This window comes from Streptomyces sp. NPDC089424, from assembly GCF_044749345.1.
In the GTDB taxonomy this organism is placed as follows: domain Bacteria; phylum Actinomycetota; class Actinomycetes; order Streptomycetales; family Streptomycetaceae; genus Streptomyces.
In genome coordinates this window covers 408,267-423,810 of sequence record NZ_JBIVHU010000003.1, presented here as the reverse complement: position 1 = coordinate 423,810, position 15,544 = coordinate 408,267, and the positions used below count along the sequence as shown (strand labels likewise).

Annotated in this window: 15 protein-coding genes; 7 read left to right on the top strand and 8 right to left on the bottom strand. The window is 72.1% G+C overall.

Going from position 1 to position 15,544, the window contains the following annotated elements; all coding sequences use genetic code 11:
• Nucleotides 1–71: 71 nt before the first annotated feature.
• On the top strand, nucleotides 72–1,244 hold the full coding sequence (locus ACIP2X_RS16900) for an NlpC/P60 family protein (RefSeq protein WP_401673265.1): 1,173 nt from the start codon (nucleotides 72–74) through the stop codon (nucleotides 1,242–1,244).
• 79 nt (nucleotides 1,245–1,323) lie between these two features.
• On the opposite strand, the gene ACIP2X_RS16895 is transcribed toward ACIP2X_RS16900, so the two are convergent.
• On the bottom strand, nucleotides 1,324–1,530 hold the full coding sequence (locus ACIP2X_RS16895) for a hypothetical protein (RefSeq protein WP_401673262.1): 207 nt from the start codon (nucleotides 1,528–1,530) through the stop codon (nucleotides 1,324–1,326).
• Between the two features lie 272 nt (nucleotides 1,531–1,802).
• Here ACIP2X_RS16895 and ACIP2X_RS16890 point away from each other — a divergent pair, with 272 nt between their 5' ends.
• Nucleotides 1,803–2,078 (top strand): hypothetical protein, encoded by a 276-nt coding sequence (locus ACIP2X_RS16890; RefSeq protein WP_401673260.1) that lies wholly within the window; start codon nucleotides 1,803–1,805, stop codon nucleotides 2,076–2,078.
• A 63-nt stretch (nucleotides 2,079–2,141) separates the two neighbouring features.
• On the top strand, nucleotides 2,142–2,348 hold the full coding sequence (locus ACIP2X_RS16885; RefSeq protein ID WP_401673257.1) for a hypothetical protein: 207 nt from the start codon (nucleotides 2,142–2,144) through the stop codon (nucleotides 2,346–2,348).
• Between the two features lie 18 nt (nucleotides 2,349–2,366).
• Here ACIP2X_RS16885 and ACIP2X_RS16880 read toward each other — a convergent pair whose 3' ends face one another.
• The 5 genes from ACIP2X_RS16880 to ACIP2X_RS16860 are packed head-to-tail and all read right to left on the bottom strand — an operon-like array spanning nucleotide 2,367 to nucleotide 8,386.
• On the bottom strand, nucleotides 2,367–3,620 hold the full coding sequence (locus tag ACIP2X_RS16880; RefSeq protein ID WP_401673254.1) for a styrene monooxygenase/indole monooxygenase family protein: 1,254 nt from the start codon (nucleotides 3,618–3,620) through the stop codon (nucleotides 2,367–2,369).
• A 24-nt stretch (nucleotides 3,621–3,644) separates the two neighbouring features.
• On the bottom strand, nucleotides 3,645–4,283 hold the full coding sequence (locus tag ACIP2X_RS16875) for a GTP-binding protein (protein ID WP_401673252.1): 639 nt from the start codon (nucleotides 4,281–4,283) through the stop codon (nucleotides 3,645–3,647).
• Complete coding sequence (locus ACIP2X_RS16870; RefSeq protein ID WP_401673249.1) at nucleotides 4,264–4,692, bottom strand: DUF742 domain-containing protein; 429 nt, start codon at nucleotides 4,690–4,692, stop codon at nucleotides 4,264–4,266. The genes ACIP2X_RS16875 and ACIP2X_RS16870 overlap by 20 nt, the downstream gene beginning before the upstream one ends.
• Nucleotides 4,689–5,192 carry a roadblock/LC7 domain-containing protein gene (locus ACIP2X_RS16865; protein WP_401673246.1) on the bottom strand — a complete coding sequence of 168 codons (504 nt, stop codon included), beginning with the start codon at nucleotides 5,190–5,192 and terminating at the stop codon, nucleotides 4,689–4,691. The genes ACIP2X_RS16870 and ACIP2X_RS16865 overlap by 4 nt, the downstream gene beginning before the upstream one ends.
• The gene (locus ACIP2X_RS16860) at nucleotides 5,189–8,386 is read right to left on the bottom strand and encodes a nitrate- and nitrite sensing domain-containing protein (protein WP_401673244.1); all 3,198 of its coding nucleotides are present in this window, start codon (nucleotides 8,384–8,386) and stop codon (nucleotides 5,189–5,191) included. Before ACIP2X_RS16860 ends, ACIP2X_RS16865 begins: the two co-directional genes overlap by 4 nt.
• A 375-nt stretch (nucleotides 8,387–8,761) precedes the next feature.
• Here ACIP2X_RS16860 and ACIP2X_RS16855 point away from each other — a divergent pair, with 375 nt between their 5' ends.
• Nucleotides 8,762–9,550: a protein phosphatase 2C domain-containing protein gene (locus ACIP2X_RS16855; protein ID WP_401673242.1), complete on the top strand. Its 789-nt coding sequence runs from the start codon at nucleotides 8,762–8,764 to the stop codon at nucleotides 9,548–9,550.
• Nucleotides 9,551–9,590: 40 nt separating this feature from the next.
• Here ACIP2X_RS16855 and ACIP2X_RS16850 read toward each other — a convergent pair whose 3' ends face one another.
• Together ACIP2X_RS16850 and lon are read right to left on the bottom strand one after the other, a co-directional pair.
• Nucleotides 9,591–10,082, bottom strand: coding sequence for a MarR family winged helix-turn-helix transcriptional regulator (locus ACIP2X_RS16850; RefSeq protein WP_401673240.1), 492 nt, complete (start codon nucleotides 10,080–10,082; stop codon nucleotides 9,591–9,593).
• A gap of 206 nt (nucleotides 10,083–10,288) precedes the next feature.
• Entirely contained in the window at nucleotides 10,289–12,703 is a 2,415-nt protein-coding gene (gene lon / locus ACIP2X_RS16845; RefSeq protein WP_401673238.1) for an endopeptidase La, read from the bottom strand.
• 181 nt (nucleotides 12,704–12,884) lie between these two features.
• Between lon and ACIP2X_RS16840 the strand changes: the two genes are divergently transcribed.
• The 3 genes from ACIP2X_RS16840 to ACIP2X_RS16830 all read left to right on the top strand — a co-directional run bounded on the left by ACIP2X_RS16840 (nucleotide 12,885) and on the right by ACIP2X_RS16830 (nucleotide 15,522).
• On the top strand, nucleotides 12,885–13,562 hold the full coding sequence (locus ACIP2X_RS16840; RefSeq protein WP_401673236.1) for a spermidine synthase: 678 nt from the start codon (nucleotides 12,885–12,887) through the stop codon (nucleotides 13,560–13,562).
• Between the two features lie 113 nt (nucleotides 13,563–13,675).
• A complete protein-coding gene (locus tag ACIP2X_RS16835) occupies nucleotides 13,676–14,416 on the top strand; it encodes a response regulator transcription factor (RefSeq protein WP_401673233.1) in 741 nt (246 codons plus the stop codon).
• On the top strand, nucleotides 14,413–15,522 hold the full coding sequence (locus ACIP2X_RS16830; protein ID WP_401673230.1) for an ATP-binding protein: 1,110 nt from the start codon (nucleotides 14,413–14,415) through the stop codon (nucleotides 15,520–15,522). The genes ACIP2X_RS16835 and ACIP2X_RS16830 overlap by 4 nt, the downstream gene beginning before the upstream one ends.
• The last annotated feature ends 22 nt before the right edge of the window (nucleotides 15,523–15,544 follow it).

Genomic DNA, 15,544 nt, shown 5'->3' with positions numbered 1-15,544 from the left:
GCGGACCGCGCGCGCACGTCACATGCTCTCGGAGCGGAGCGGACCCGCTGCCCCGCACCGGAGGTGATGACGTGTCAGGAAGGCTACTGCGCCTGGTGTGTACGGCGACCGTGGCGGCCCACGCCGTTCTCGCAGCCGTACCGGCGGCGGCCGCACCCCGGCCGGCCGAGCCCGAAGGGCGCACGGTCGCCACATTGCTGACGGACCTTCAGCGGCTGTACCGCGAGGCCGAGAAGGCGACCGAGACCTACAACGCCACCGAGGAACAGCTGAAGAAGCAGCGCGCGGTGGCCCGGCGGCTCGACGGGGAGCTGGCCCGCGCCCGGCTCGCCCTGCACTCCAGCAAGGGCGCGGCGGGCCGCCTGGCCCGCCAGCAGTACCAGGGCCGCAGCGACATCTCGCCGTACGTCCGCCTGCTGCTCGCCCGCGATCCGCAGCACGCGCTCGAACAGGGGCATGTGATCGGGCAGCTCGCGCGGGAGCGGGCCAAGACGGTCGAGGAGCTGTCCGGCAGCGAGCGGAAGGCGAACGGGCTGGCCCGCCAGGCGCGCGCGGCGCTGGACCGGCAACTCGCCCTCACCGAGCGCCGGAAGAAGGAACGCGACGAGGTGCGCGCGCGGCTCGGCGAGGTGGAGAAGCTGCTGGCCTCGCTCACCGTCGCCCAGCTGACCGCGGTGGCGAAGCTGGAGAAGGACGGGATCGCCGAGGCGCAGAAGAAGTTCATGGCGGCAGGCGCCCCCCGCAACCTCCACGTGCCGACGAGGGAGGGCGACCGCGCGGTGCGCTACGCGGTGCGCCAGCTCGGCAAGCCCTACGAGTGGGGCGCGGAGGGCCCCCGGTCCTACGACTGCTCAGGGCTGACATCACAGGCCTGGGCGGACGCCGGGACGCCGATCCCGCGCACCAGCCAGGAGCAGTGGGCACAGCTGAACCGCATTCCCCTGAAGCAACTGCGGCCCGGCGACCTGGTCGTGTACTTCCCCGAGGCCACGCACGTGGCGATGTACCTGGGCGACGGCATGGTCGTCCAGGCGCCGCGCCCCGGCGCCAAGGTCAAGGTCTCCCCCCTCGCCGCCAACCCGGTCCTCGGCGCCGTACGCCCCGACCCGCGCGGCAGGCCGCTGCGGCACTACACACCACCGAGGCTCCCCGCGGGCGCACTGGACGGGAAGGACGACGGCTACGCGTCGGCGGCACCCCCGCCGCGCGCCACCCCCGCCCCGGCCACGCCCCCGCGTCGGTGACCTGCCACGACACCAAGGAAGCGACCACGTTCGCGCGCAAGCGCCCCGCGGCGGTCGGCTGCGGGGCGCCGTGGCGGGTTCAGTCGACCTGCTCTCCGTCCGCCGTACCGCCCCTGCAGTAGTTGCCCTCCTCGTTGATCGCGGGAGTTCCACCGCCCTGCCTGCACTCGGAAGGGCTGACGACGGAGGGGGCATCCTGTGCGAGGGCGGTCGCGGCGCCCGTGAGGCCGAATCCGGCGAGGCCCGCCGTGGCGATGACGGCGGCGAGGATTCGTCGAATGCGCATGTGGTTCCCCTTTCGCGGATTGCCTCGATTGGGGCACAAATCACCCTGATTTTCATTATGCGGGCGGCACGTCACCCTGCGCCATTCGGGTGACGGTGGTGTCGGGTGCGAGGGCGGTGACGCGACCCGCGCTCCGGGACGAAGTCCCGTGCACCGAGGCGGCGTTGGAGCCATCCGGAACGTCCCGCTCCCGGGTGCCCAGGACGGGCGGGGGAAAGGATGCGACGCTGGAGTCAGGGGCGCACGACCAGCCCGGAAGGCAGGTGTGTCCCATGCGCACGTCGACCCGTATCGCCGGTGCCCTCGCCGGCCTCACGCTGACGCTCGGCGGTGCGGTGCTCGCCGCTCCCGCGGCCCAGGCGGACATCCCCGCCTGCACACGCATGGCCGAACTGGCCGGTGCCACCGCGTCCGACTCCGTCACAGCGGCCTGCGGCCGAGGCGTGGTCGGAGACCTGCAGGGTTGTGTGACCGGGCTGACCGGGGCCGGAGTGGCGGGCGGCGCCGCCACCGGCGCCTGCCGGGCCGCGGCCCACGAACCGCGTTAGAGGACCCCGCCCGGCGGCCGGGCGCCGCACCGGACCTCGCCTCGCGCCTCGGAGGAGGACGTCATGCGCACGCGAAGAATCCTCGGCCTCGCCCTGGCCGCGGCAACCCTTGTCGGTGTGAGCGCCTTCGGCGCCGCCGGCGCCGGGGCCGCCTCGTCCCCGGACATCTCCCGGGACGAATGCACGGCCGCCGGCGGACAGGTCGTCGCGCGCCCCTACGCCGGTTACGTCTGCGCGATGCCCGACGGGACCTCGCAGCCGGTCACTTGACCTCGGCGCAGGGCCCGGTCAGGCGCCGGTGACCTCGGCCAGGTAGGCGGCCGTCTTCTCCGGCTCGTAGAAGAAGTTCTCGAAGTCGGCCGGGTCGTCGAAGCCGTTGGCGAAGCGGTCGGCGACCGGCTGGAGCTGGCCGGCGGCGCCGATCAGGTTGAGGATGTGCTCCGGCGGCGGGGCCAGCATCGCGTTGGTCCACTTGGTGACGTGCTGGGCGGTGTCCCAGTAGCGGTCGAACGCCTGCCGCATCCAGTCCTCGTCGAACGGCTTGTCCCCGTGCTCCATGATCGAGGCGAGGTACGAGGCGGCGCACTTGGACGCCGAGTTGGAACCCTGGCCGGTGATCGGGTCGTTGGCGACGACGACGTCGGCGACGCCGAGCACCAGGCCGCCGCCGGGCAGCCGGCCGACGGGGTTGCGCACGGTGGGGGCGTAACGGCCCGCGAGGGTGCCGTTCGCGTCGGTCAGTTCGACCTTGGTGGCCCGCGCGTACTCCCACGGGAGGAACTTCTCCATGAGTTCCAGGGTCAGGGAGAGGTGTTCCGCGGGGTCCTTGACGCCGTGGAAGGCGTCCAGCGGGCCGCCGGGTATGCCCTCCCAGAAGAGGATGTCGGCGCGGCCGGAGGTGGTGAACGTCGGCATCACGAACAGCTCGCCGACGCCGGGCACCAGGTTGCAGCGGACCGCGTCGAACTCCGGGTGCTCCGGGCGCGGGCCGAGGCCGTGCACGTAGGCGACCGCGAGGGCGCGCTGCGGCTCGGCGTACGGGGAGCGCTCCGGGTCGCGGGCGAACATCTGCACCAGCTCGCCCTTGCCCGCCGAGACCAGCACGAGGTCGTAGGTACGGGAGAAGTAGTCGAGGTCACCGACCGCCGCGCCGTGGATGACCAGTTGGCCGCCGCGCTGTGCGAACGTCTCCATCCAGCCGGCCATCTTCACCCGCTGGTCGACCGACTGGGCGTACCCGTCCAGCTTGCCCACCCAGTCGATCGCCCGCTGCGAGGGTCCCGGGTCGAACGAGCCGGGGGCCGCCACCGAGACGCCGAGTCCCTCGATCTTCGGGGCCTGGGACTCCCAGAAGTTCAGCTTCAGGTCGCGCTCGTGCTGCAGGGCCGTGTCGAACATGCACTGCGTCGACATGACCCGGCCGGTGCGGATCTCGTCCGCCGTCCGGTTCGACATCAGGGTGACCTCGTACCCGTTCGACTGGAGTCCGAGGGCGAGCTGGAGTCCGGACTGACCGGCTCCGACGACGAGTATCTTCCGCATGCGGGTGGTGACTCCTTGGTCGGTCTACTCAGGTGTTTCGTCGAGCGCGTGGCCGACGAGAGCCAGGAGGGTCTCGATCGCGGAGATCCGGCGGCGCGCATCCATGATCATTACAGGTATGTGCTCCGGGATCGTCAACGCCTCCCGCACGTCCCTTGCGTCGAACCGCTCGCTGCCGTCGAAGTGGTTGACCGCCACGACGTAGGGCAGTCCGCAGCTCTCGAAGTAGTCGAGCGCCGGGAAGCAGTCCTTCAGCCTGCGGGTGTCGGCCAGCACCACCGCGCCGATCGCGCCGCGCACCAGGTCGTCCCACATGAACCAGAACCGCTGCTGGCCCGGCGTGCCGAACAGGTAGAGCACCAGGTCGTCGTCGAGCGTGATGCGGCCGAAGTCCATGGCCACCGTGGTGGTCGCCTTGCCCGGCGTGGCGGTGAGGTCGTCGGTCTCCTCACTCGCCTCGGTCATCAGCGCCTCGGTCTGCAGCGGCTCGATCTCCGAGACGGAGGTGACCAGCGTGGTCTTGCCGACGCCGAAGCCGCCCGCCACCACGATCTTGGTGGCGATGGGGGCGCGGGTGCGGTCCGTCTGCCAGGACCTGAGATTCTCGTCGGGCTCGACGAGGGGGGAGACGCCCGGGGCGGCGTCAGAGACGACGGAGTCCACTCAGCACCCTTTCCAGCAGAGCGCGGTCCGGGCGGCCCGTGCCGTGACCGGTACCCGTTCCGTACACACGGATCTTTCCCTGGTCCGCGAGATCGCTGAGCAGCACGCGGACCACGCCGAGCGGCATCTTCAGCAGCGCGGCGATCTCCGCCACCGTGCGCATCCGGCGGCAGAGTTCGACGATGGCCCGCACTTCCGGCATGACCGTGGACCGCAGGGAACCGTTCGTCAGTTCCCTGCGCTCCTCGGGCGCCTCCAGCGCGGCCGTGCTCGTCACGAAGGTCTCGACCAGCAGCACGTGCCCGAAGCGGGTACGGCCACCGGTCAGGGAGTAGGGGCGGACGCGGGCGGCCTTGCGGTCGCCGCCGCGCACCGGGAGCTTCTTCGGCGTACCGGGCGTACTGCTCATCGGGCACTCCCCGTCGGTTCGGACTCCAGGGACTTGCGCAGTTCGCTGCGGAGTTCGGGCGTCAGGACATGGCCGGCACGGCCCACGAACAGGGCCATGTGGTACGCCACCACGCTCATGTCGCAGTCCGCGGAACCGTGCACGCCGAGCAGCGAGCCGTCGCTGATCGACATCACGAACAGGCTGCCCTCCTCCATCGCGACCATGGTGTGCTTCACCGAGCCGAACTCCAGCACCTTGGCCGCGCCGATGGTGAGGCTGCCGATGCCGGAGACGATGGTGGCGAGGTCGGCGGCGGAACCGCGCGGGCCGCTGGGGCGGGTCTCGCGCGCCTCACGCGCGGCCGCGTTCCTCACGGCGTCGGAGGAGAGCAGCAGCAGCCCGTCCGAGGAGACCACCGCGACGGACTGGATGCCGGGCACCTCCTCGACCAGGTTCGTCAGCAGCCAGTGCAGATTGCGGGCCTCACTGCTCAGTCCGAACGTACTGGGCGCGGTCAACTGCTTGCCTCCTCGACGGTGCCCCCCGTGGATTCTTCGGCATGTACGTGTGCTGGGGCGGACTCCGCGGCCTGCGTGGCGGGCGCCGCCTCGTCGCGGGTCGTGGTCTCGTGCGCCCCTTCCGGCGCCGGGCCGGACGGCGTCTCCGTCCCGGGCGTCCGCCCGGCGATCTCGGCCTCGACGTCGCGCAGGCCGGCCGCGGCGCCCTGGCGGAAGCCGCCCAGTCGGCGGCGCAGGGCGTCGGCGTCGACGGAGCCGCTGCGGGGCCGGGGCGCCGCCGCGGGCGCGTTGAACTTCGGCGTGCGCTTGGGCAGCCCCTTGTCGGTGACGCGCTCGGGCTCGTCCCCCTCGTCGGGGGTGCGCTCGTGGCTGTCGGGGCCGATGGCGTAGGGGTCGTGGGGGGCGGGGGCCGGGTCCGGCGTCTCCCCCCGTCGCGGACGCGCGTCGGGCTCCTGCCCGGCGGACTCCGGGCCGGCAGCGGCCGGGCGGTCCACGCCCGGCACCGACTCGGGCTCCGGGCGGGACTCGGCCCCCGAGGCCCACTCCTCGGACCGGTCCGTCGCGGGGTGCGGTCGCGCCGCCGGGTCCGTCGACGCCTCACGGTCCTGTCCGGACTCACGGGCCGGTGCGGTCTCGCGCGCCGGTGCGGTCTCACGGGCCGGTGCGGACTCGCGGGCCTGTCCGGACTCGCGCGCCGGAGCGGACTCACGGGCCGGTGCGGACTCACGGGCCGGAGCGGACTCACGGGCCGGAGCGGACTCACGGGCCTGTCCGGACTCGCGGGCCTGTCCGGACTCGCGCGCCGGAGCGGACTCACGGGCCGGTGCGGACTCACGGGCCGGTGCGGACTCACGGGCCGGTGCGGACTCGCTCGGCTGTTCCGGGAGCAGAAGCTCCATCGTGGTCTCGGCCGGGGACTCGGGAATCCCCCGGTCGACGGCCTGCTCCTTGGCCCGTACGGTGCGCTCGGCCAGCGCCACCAGCGGGTCGCCGTTCTGCGAGCGGCCGTGCAGGACGTTGGAGTTGGCCTCGGCGTCGGCGCCCGGCAGCGAGAAGCCCTGGGCGCTCTCGGCGAACGAGGCCGGCGTGGGCGACGGCACGGCGACGGACGGTGCCTCGGCGAACAGCGACTGCGGCAGGACCACGACGGCGGCGACACCGCCCTGCTTCTGCTCGCGCAGCTGGACGCGCACCCCGTGCCGGTGGGCGAGCCGGGCGACCACGTAGAGGCCGAGCCCGAGCCCTTCCGAGCCCTCCTGGTCGTACGGCGACTCGGGATCGAAGGCGGCGAGCCGGGCGTTGAGCCGGGTCATCCGCTCCTCGGTCATGCCGATGCCCTCGTCCTGCACGGAGAGCATCACCTCGCCGTTCTCCAGCAGCCAGCCGGAGACCTCGACGGGCACGTCGGGCGGCGAGAACGAGGTGGCGTTCTCCATGAGTTCGGCCAGCAGGTGGGACAGGTCGTCCGCGGCGAACCCCGCGATGTGCGCGTGCGGCGGCAGCGCGGTGATCCGGACCCGCTCGTACCGCTCGATCTCGCTGACCGCGGCCCGTACGACGTCGACCATCGGGACCGGGCCGGCGTGCTGCTGGACGTGCTCGGTACCGGCCAGCACGAGGAGGTTCTCGCTGTGCCGGCGCATGACGGTGGCGAAGTGGTCGAGCTTGAAGAGGGTGGCGAGCCGCTCGGGGTCCTGCTCGCGCTCCTCCAGACCCTCGATGACGCCGAGCTGACGCTCGACCAGGCCCAGGGTGCGCAGCGCGAGGTTGACGAAGGTGCCGCCGATGCTGTCGCGCAGCCGGTCCAGCTGGGCCGCGGCGTCGGCGAGTTCGGTGCGCAGTCCCTCGCGGGCGTCGGCCATCTTCTGCCGCTGGCCGACCAGGTGCTTGCGGTCGGACTCCAGGGTGGTGATCCGCTCGTGCAGACCGGCGGCGTGCGCGTGCAGGGCGTTGACGGACCGGATGACCTGCGCGAACTCGTCGTTGCGCCCGGTGAACTTGACCGGTTCCTCGGCGGCCGGGTTCTCGGCGGCGGCCAGCCGGGCGGAGCCGAGGCGCAGCACGGCGAGCGGGCGGGTCAGGCCCCGGGCCATGCCGGTGGCGACACCGACGGCGAGCAGCATCAGGGCGCCGAGGATCGCGATGCGGATCTCCAGCGCGGTGACGTCGTCGTCGCGCAGTTGCTCCAGGGCGGTGGTGCGGCGCTCGTAGAGAGAGGACTCGACGCCGCGCATCAGGTCGATCCGGGCGGTGAGGGCGGCGTTCAGCTTGTCGGCGCCGATACCGAGGTCCTCGTCGGAGAGCGTCGGCTGGTCGGTGAGGTCGGCCAGGTACTTGTCCGCGGAGTTGACCTCGGGGCCGGTCACCGTGGAGTCGTAGGTGCCGCGGGCGGCCTTGGTGGCGGTGTCGTGGAAGTCGGCGAGCGCGGACTCGGAACGCACCCGGGCCTGCTGGGCCGCGGCGGTCAGGGCGGCGCGCTGCTTGCCGTCGGCCTCGGAGGAGACGCTGGTCTCGGTGGTGAGGCCGGTGACGGGGTCGTAGACCGACTCGGTGCTGCTGGGCACGCTGAGGGCGGCCAGGAGCAGGCCCCGGGTGGCGGCGGCCTGCTGGACGGCGGTGTCGAGCTCGGCGAGGGCGTAGGCCCCGGAGCCCGCGCGGGGCGGCAGCTGTTCGGCCAGGTCCTCGGCGAGCCGGTGGAGTTCGGCGATGGCCGCGGAGTAGGCCTCGTGGGCTTCGAGAGGCCCGCTGCGGCCGGTGAGCGCCGCCCTGCGTACGCCGGCGATGCCGTCCAGGTCCGAGCGCAGCTCGGCCGGGGTGTCCGTGTTGGCGCGCAGCTCCTCGACCTGGCGGTCCACCCGGGCGCTGCGCTCTTCCGAGGGCGCCTTGTCCTTGGGCCGGCCGGCCGCGATGTAGGAGGTGACCTCGTCCCGCTCGTCCGCGAGGGAGTGGGCGAGGGCGAGGGCGTCCTGTGTCCGCCCGCCCAGGGTCACCAGGTCCTGGCTGTCGCTCAGCTGGCCCGAGGCGGCGATCACCGAGGGGGTGCCCGCGCCGGCGATCGCGGCGGCCACGACCGCCACGGCCACGATGAGCCGGTTGCGCACGTGGGTCCGACGGCCCTTGCCGACCGAGGTGCGCTCCGCGCCCCCCTCGGAGGCCGTCTGCTTGCCTGTGCGCCGAGGCCGCGTCTTCTGCACCGGTGCTCGCATTCCTGACTCGTGTACCCATGGGTCCGGGTGACGCCCCGTCAACTGGTGTGCACACCACCCGGTACGTACGGTCCCCGACCCTCCCAGTGCCGGTGGTCGGTCATCGCACATCACCTGACCGGCCACCCGAAGGAGTGAACATCGGAGGGGAGTTGGCGGGCAAGTTCCTCCGGCGCTTGCGAGGGGGCCGCGCGGTGGGCCGGTTGGACGTCGACGGCGGGCTTTGGCAGTATTCGCCGCCACGCGTTCCCCGAGTCCGCCATTCCAACCCAAATCCGGCGGCTGACCTGCGGCGGTGCGGGGATTCGGCGATCCTTGCCCCCCTTCGGCGGAGGCTGTGAAGGGCTCGTGCAGACTGGCCGGATGCGCACGGAACTTCTCTCCCTGCCGGGTGACCCGGCCCGCCCCAACGAGGACTTCGCCGGTATCGGCCTACCCGCCTGCGGACAGGGCGGTTCGCTCGTGGTGCTGGACGGAGTGACTCCGCCACGGGACGGGACCGGCTGTCTTCATTCCGTTCACTGGTTCACCGCGCGCCTGGGCGGGGCCCTGACCGAACTGACCGTTTCACTCCCGGATGTTCCGCTGTCCGAGGCCCTGGCCCGCGCCATCGCGCGTACCGCCGAGGCACACCGGGAGACCTGTGACCTTTCTCACCCGCGAACCCCGCAGGCAACCGTGGTCCTCGCCCGCTGGTCGCGGGAGACCGTCGAGTACCTGGTCCTCTCCGACTCCGCTCTCCTCGTGGAGTCCCCCGACGGCCTGGTCACCGCGTACCTCGACGACCGCCTGGCCCGGCTGCCCCGGGCGACCCTGGCCACCGACGCGCTGATCGACGCGACCGTCCGCAACAAGGAGGGCGGCTTCTTCACCGCCGCCGCGGACCCCTCGGTCGCGGCGCGGGCGGTCACCGGGGTGCTGCCGCGCGACCGGGTCCGGGCGCTGGCCGCGCTCACGGACGGCGCGAGCCGATGGACGGAGACCTTCCGGGAGGGCGACTGGACGGACCTGTTCACCTTCGTCCGCAAGCAGGGCGCCCAGGCCCTGGTCGACCGGGTACGGGCACTGGAGACCGCGGACCGCGAGGAGCGCACGCACCTGGGCCGCAGCAAGACCCACGACGACGCGACAGTGCTATACGCGGAACTCTGACGCCCTCCCCCGCCCCCGGCTCGGCGGGACACCGTGTCCCCTACTTCTCCATGCCGGAGTTCAGCTGGTGGAGGAGGCGGGCGAGTTCGGCGACCTCCTGGCGGTCCCAGTGGTCGAGTTTGCTGACGTAGCGGGCGCGGCGGGCCTCGCGGACACGTTGCACCCGGGTGCGCCCCTCCTCGGTGAGGTGCACCAGCCAGGCGCGGCCGTCCGCCGGGTCGGGTTCGCGGGCCACCAGGCCCAGGTTCTCCAGGGCGCGCAGCTGACGCGACATGGTGGCCTTGCCGACCCCGATGTAGGCGGCGAGGTCGGTGGCCCGCTGCCGGCCGCACTCGTCCAGCCGCACCAGCAGCCCGTACGCCGCCGACTCCAGGTCGGGATGGACCTCGCGGGCCATCTCGCCCTGGTTCGCGCGGGCCCGCCGCAGGAACACCGTCAGTTCGCGCTCCAGCTCCAGGAACTCGTGGTCCACACCACTTCGCACGGCCTGCGCCTCGCCGTGCCGTCTGCCGTCGTTTCCACCCTCGTGCACGTCAGCACCCTGATCCGTTTTCCTGGTCGCGAAACCTGCCGCCGCCGACGGTCATCACCGCAGCTCCGTCAGTATTTCGCAGGCGCAGCCGGACGGCAGCCCCCGGGTCCCGCGACGGTCACCGGGCGTACACCCGCCGGCCCCCTCGTACGACGAGGGCCCGGGCCCCTTTCGGGACCCGGGCCTCGCCCGACCGGTCGCGTCCGTCACGCCGCGACCGGAACCTCCGGCGCCGCCTCGCTCGTGGCCGGCGACAGCGCCAGCTCCAGGACCTGGCGGACATCGGTGACGGCGTGGACGTCGAGCTTGTCCAGCACCTCCGCCGGGACGTCGTCCAGGTCCGGCTCGTTGCGCTTGGGGATGATCACGGTGGTGACCCCCGCCCGGTGCGCGGCGAGCAGCTTCTGCTTCACGCCGCCGATCGGCAGCACCCGCCCGGTCAGCGAGACCTCGCCGGTCATCGCCACGTCCGTACGGACCAGACGCCCGGAGAGCAGCGAGGCCAGCGCGGTCGTCATGGTGATGCCCGCGCTCGGGCCGTCCTTCGGCACCGCGCCCGCCGGGAAGTGGATGTGCACGCCCCGGTCCTTGAGGTCGGCGACCGGCAGCTCCAGCTCGGCGCCGTGGCTGCGCAGGAAGGACAGGGCGATCTGCGCGCTCTCCTTCATCACGTCACCCAGCTGACCGGTCAGCGTCAGACCCGCGGCGCCCGTCTCGGGGTCGGCAAGCGACGCCTCGACGAACAGCACGTCACCGCCGGCGCCCGTGACCGCGAGACCGGTCGCGACACCCGGCACCGCCGTGCGCCGCTCCGCCGGGTCCTGGGCGGACTCGGGGACGTGGTGCGGCCGGCCGATCAGGTCACGCAGGTGCGCGTCGGTGACGATGAACGGCAGCTTCCGCTCGCCCAGTTCGTGCTGGGCCGCCACCTTGCGCAGCAGCCTCGCTACGGACCGCTCCAGGTTGCGCACGCCCGCCTCGCGGGTGTACTCGCCGGCCAGCTTGCGCAGCGCGCTCTCGTCGAGGGTCACCTCGTCCTTCTCCAGCCCGGCGCGCTCCAGCTGGCGCGGCACCAGGTGGTCGCGGGCGATGACGACCTTCTCGTCCTCGGTGTAGCCGTCGAGACGGACCAGCTCCATCCGGTCGAGCAGGGCCTCCGGGATGGCCTCCAGCACGTTCGCGGTGGCCAGGAAGACGACGTCGGACAGGTCGAGCTCGACCTCCAGGTAGTGGTCGCGGAAGGTGTGGTTCTGCGCGGGGTCCAGGACCTCCAGCAGGGCCGCGGCCGGGTCGCCCCGGAAGTCGGAGCCCACCTTGTCGATCTCGTCGAGCAGCACGACCGGGTTCATCGACCCGGCCTCCTTGACGGCGCGGACGATCCGGCCGGGCAGCGCGCCGACGTAGGTGCGTCGGTGACCGCGGATCTCGGCCTCGTCGCGCACACCGCCGAGGGCGACCCGCACGAACTTCCGTCCCATGGCGTGGGCCACGGACTCGCCGAGGCTGGTCTTGCCGACGCCGGGCGGCCCGACCAGCGCCAGCACGGCACCGCCGCGCCGCCCGCCGACGACCCCGAGTCCGCGCTCGGTACGCCGCTTGCGCACCGCCAGGTACTCGGTGATCCGCTCCTTCACGTCCTCCAGGCCCGCGTGCTCGGCGTCGAGCACGGCCTTGGCGCCCTGGATGTCGTACGCGTCCTCGGTCCGCTCGCTCCACGGCAGTTCGAGCACGGTGTCCAGCCAGGTGCGGATCCAGGAGCCCTCGGGCGACTGGTCGGAGGACCGCTCCAGCTTGTCGACCTCCTTGAGCGCGGCCTCGCGCACCTTCTCGGGCAGGTCTGCGGCCTCGACACGGGCCCGGTAGTCGTCGGACTCCTCGCCGTCCTGCTCGCCGTTCAGCTCGCGCAGTTCCTTGCGCACGGCCTCCAGCTGACGCCGCAGCAGGAACTCCCGCTGCTGCTTGTCGACGCCCTCCTGGACGTCCTTGGCGATCGTCTCGGCGACGTCCTGCTCCGCGATGTGGTCGCGCAGCTGCTGGGTGGCGAGCTTGAGGCGCGCGACCGGGTCGGCGGTCTCCAGCAGCTCGATCTTCTGGTCGAGGCTCAGGAAGGGCGAGTAGCCGGAGTTGTCGGCCAGGGCGGACACGTCGTCGATGGCCTGCACCCGGTCGACGACCTGCCAGGCACCCCGCTTCTTCAGCCAGGCGGAGGCCAGGGCCTTGTACTCCTTGACCAGTTCCGTCACATGTCCGGGCAACGGGTCCGGCACGTTCTCGTCGAGGGCGGTCCCCTCGACCCACAGGGCCGCTCCCGGCCCGGTCGTCCCGGCCCCGATCCGCACCCGGCTGCGGCCCCTGATCAGGGCGCCCGGGTCACCGTCGGCGAGCCGGCCGACCTGCTCGACGGTGCCGAGCACGCCCGTGCTCGCGTAGCTGCCGTCGTTGCGCGGCACCAGCAGTACCTTGGGCTTTCCGGGCGTGGCACGGGCAGCCGCCTGAGCGGCCTCCACCGCCGCCCGGACATCTGCGTCGCTCAGGTCCAGCGGGACCACCATGCCGGGCAGGACGACCTCGCCGTCGAGCGGCAGCACGGGCAGAGTGAGCGGTGTGGACGTCGAAGCCATGATCTCCCCTTCGGCAGTCAAGTTGAGCTATGCCGACTCAATGCTTGGCCGGGGCGCATTGTTCCCCCGGACGCGTTCGCTGTGAGCGATCGAGGTCCGCGGCTCCTCGCGGGCCTCCCCCCGTTCACGAGGTCTCCGCCGTTCCGTCAACAACCCGTCAGAGAAGTGCCAGGATGGGCCGATGCCCACCAGCTACGACATCCCCGAAGTCCTGGACCGTCGTGAGGGCCCGTACGGCGAGGTCGTACTGCGGCGCCACGGGGCGCTGCTCCAGATCATCGCCAACGGCTGCTTCCTGATGGACACGTCCGACGGCCGCTCGGAACGGCTGCTGGTCGACGCGGCGCTCGACGCCCTCGACCACCGCCCCGGCCCGCGGGTGCTGATCGGCGGGCTCGGCGTCGGATTCTCGCTCGCACATGCCGCAGGCAACCCGCGCTGGGGCCGCATCACGGTGGTCGAGCGGGAGCGCGCGGTCATTGACTGGCACCGCACGGGACCTCTTTCCACCGTTTCGGGCAAAGCGCTGACCGATCCCCGCACCCGGATCGTCGAAGCGGATCTGATCGCCTACGTCAATGAGACTTCCGACACGTTCGACGCACTGTGCCTGGACATCGACAACGGACCCGACTGGACCGTCACGGAAGCCAACTCGGGGCTCTACTCCACGGCCGGACTCGCAGGCTGCGCACGGGTGTTGGGATCCGGCGGAGTACTCGCCGTATGGTCGGCGAAACCCTCCCCGGAATTTGAAGGAACCTTGCGGAATGCCGGTTTCCGGCATGTGCGTACCGAAGAGATCCCGGTTGCCCGGGGCGTTCCCGACGTAGTGCACCTCGGCGTCCGACCGGAATAGCCGAGCTGCGGTGACTCCCCGTACTCTGCTTGCCTGACGCCGATCATTCAAGCGTCAATCGCAGTCATGGGATCACCCCACGGATTCCGGAAAGCACACTTCAGGGGCGGGCGATGGAGCAGACACACACCTCCCAGAACGGCACGGCGGCGGCCACGCCGGGCGCACAGCGCCGGGTGCTGGTGGTCGAGGACGACCCGACGATCGTCGACGCCATCGCGGCCCGCCTGCGCGCCGAGGGATTCCTCGTGCAGACCGCCGGCGACGGTCCGGCCGCCGTCGACACGGCCGAGGCCTGGCAGCCCGATCTGCTGATCCTCGACATCATGCTGCCGGGCTTCGACGGTCTGGAGGTCTGCCGACGTGTGCAGGCCCAGCGGCCGGTGCCGGTACTGATGCTCACCGCGCGCGACGACGAGACCGACATGCTGGTGGGTCTCGGCGTCGGCGCCGACGACTACATGACGAAGCCCTTCTCGATGCGCGAGCTGGCCGCGCGGGTGCACGTGCTGCTGCGCCGGGTGGAGCGGGCCGCGGTCGCGGCCGCCACGCCGCGCAGCGGCATCCTGCGCCTCGGCGAGCTGGAGATCGACCACGCGCAGCGCCGGGTGCGGGTGCGCAGCGAGGACGTCCACCTCACGCCCACCGAGTTCGACCTGCTCGTCTGCCTGGCGAACACCCCCCGCGCGGTGCTCTCCCGTGAGCAGCTGCTGGCCGAGGTGTGGGACTGGGCGGACGCCTCCGGCACCCGGACCGTCGACAGCCACATCAAGGCGCTGCGCCGGAAGATCGGCGCCGAGCGGATCCGCACGGTGCACGGCGTGGGCTACGCGCTGGAGACCCCGACGCCATGAGCGAGGGGCGGCCGGCCGCACGGAGGAGCCCCGGGGAGCCCTGGGGCGGCGTACGCCCGTTCTCGATCAAGACAAAACTGGGCGCCCTGGTCGTCATCTCGGTGCTGATCACCACCGGTCTGATGATGATCGCCCTGCGCACCGAGACGGAGCTGCGCTTCATCACGGTGTTCTCGATGATCGCCACCCTGCTGATAACGCAGTTCGTGGCGCATTCGCTGACCTCGCCGCTGGACGAGATGAACGCCGTCGCCCGCTCGATCTCGCACGGCGACTACACCCGCCGGGTGCGCGAGAACCGCTGGGACGAGCTGGGCGACCTGGCCGGCACCATCAACCGCATGGCCGACGACCTGGAGGCCGAGGACCGCCAGCGCAAGGAGCTGGTGGCCAACGTCTCCCACGAGCTGCGGACCCCGATCGCGGGGCTGCGCGCCGTGCTGGAGAACATCGTGGACGGCGTCACCCAGGCCGACCCCGAGACCATGCGCACCGCCCTGAAGCAGACCGAGCGGCTCGGGCGGCTCGTCGAGACGCTGCTCGACCTGTCCCGGCTGGACAACGGCGTCGTACCGCTCAAGCAGCGGCGCTTCGAGGTGTGGCCGTATCTGTCCGGGGTGCTGAAGGAGGCCAACATGGTCGCCTCCGCGCGCGCGGCCATGGCCTCCGGCTCGGGCAGCCACACCCGTACGGACGTCCATCTGCACCTCGACGTGTCCCCGCCGGAGCTGACCGCGCACGCCGACCCGGAGCGGATCCACCAGGTCGTGGTCAACCTGATCGACAACGCGGTCAAGCACAGTCCGCCGCACGGCCGGGTGACGGTGCGGGCGCGGCGCGGCACGCTGCCGGAGTCGCTGGAGCTGGAGGTCCTCGACGAGGGTCCGGGCATCCCGCGCTCCGAGTGGCACCGGGTCTTCGAGCGCTTCAACCGGGGAACGGTCAGCCGGCCGCACGGCCCCGGCAGCGACGGCGGCACCGGCCTGGGCCTCGCGATCGCCCGCTGGGCGGTGGATCTGCACGGCGGCAGGATCGGAGTGGCCGAATCCGAGCGGGGTTGCCGGATTCTGATCACCCTTCCGGGCGCGCCTTCTCTGCCAAGTTGACGTAAAGTTCGAAGCGGAGCCA

What these genes read in the sequence shown, in the direction of transcription:
- ACIP2X_RS16840 (WP_401673236.1), top strand. Translation starts at nt 12,885, where the DNA reads ATGCCCACCAGCTACGACATCCCCGAAGTCCTGGACCGTCGTGAGGGC.
- lon (WP_401673238.1), bottom strand. Translation starts at nt 12,703, where the DNA reads ATGGCTTCGACGTCCACACCGCTCACTCTGCCCGTGCTGCCGCTCGAC.
- ACIP2X_RS16855 (WP_401673242.1), top strand. Translation starts at nt 8,762, where the DNA reads ATGCGCACGGAACTTCTCTCCCTGCCGGGTGACCCGGCCCGCCCCAAC.
- ACIP2X_RS16880 (WP_401673254.1), bottom strand. Translation starts at nt 3,620, where the DNA reads ATGCGGAAGATACTCGTCGTCGGAGCCGGTCAGTCCGGACTCCAGCTC.
- ACIP2X_RS16830 (WP_401673230.1), top strand. Translation starts at nt 14,413, where the DNA reads ATGAGCGAGGGGCGGCCGGCCGCACGGAGGAGCCCCGGGGAGCCCTGG.
- ACIP2X_RS16895 (WP_401673262.1), bottom strand. Translation starts at nt 1,530, where the DNA reads ATGCGCATTCGACGAATCCTCGCCGCCGTCATCGCCACGGCGGGCCTC.
- ACIP2X_RS16890 (WP_401673260.1), top strand. Translation starts at nt 1,803, where the DNA reads ATGCGCACGTCGACCCGTATCGCCGGTGCCCTCGCCGGCCTCACGCTG.
- ACIP2X_RS16870 (WP_401673249.1), bottom strand. Translation starts at nt 4,692, where the DNA reads ATGAGCAGTACGCCCGGTACGCCGAAGAAGCTCCCGGTGCGCGGCGGC.
- ACIP2X_RS16835 (WP_401673233.1), top strand. Translation starts at nt 13,676, where the DNA reads ATGGAGCAGACACACACCTCCCAGAACGGCACGGCGGCGGCCACGCCG.
- ACIP2X_RS16885 (WP_401673257.1), top strand. Translation starts at nt 2,142, where the DNA reads ATGCGCACGCGAAGAATCCTCGGCCTCGCCCTGGCCGCGGCAACCCTT.